The following is a 401-nucleotide window of genomic DNA, read 5'->3' on the forward strand; positions in this document are numbered from 1 at the left end:
CCCCCAGAGCTACCGCGAGTTTGTTCGCTCCTGCGGCTGGGCCCGCACGTTCGGCCTGTGGCTCATCTACCCGCCCGTGCAACCCGGTTTCGCAGACGGGCGGGCCCGTGCAGCGAACCTCACCGAGCACTTCCACACGGTCTTCCGCGAGGGCGAAGAGGAGGAATTCGACTGGATGATCGAGCCCGACGGTAGCTGGGACCTCGCCGAACGACTCGAAGTCTTCGGCTGGAGCGAGAACGGCGACCTTCTCCTCTGGGACGTCGCARGCCGCAATGCCGACGAGGAGTTTCCGGTGTGGGAATCGCGCGGCATGAACACCCTCCACCTGCTCGGCTCGGGCCTTGACGAGGCGCTTCCCAAGCTGCGCGAGCGCTCCGAGGCCCAGGTCATTGAGCCGC

Annotated in this window: 1 protein-coding gene; it reads left to right on the plus strand. The window is 66.8% G+C overall.

Annotated features, from left to right (window positions below; translation table 11 throughout):
* On the plus strand, positions 1–401 hold a 401-nt coding region (locus AC1DYG_RS20295), incomplete at both ends, for a hypothetical protein (protein ID WP_477641639.1).

It is taken from the genome of Pedococcus sp. P1_H8, assembly GCF_056405175.1.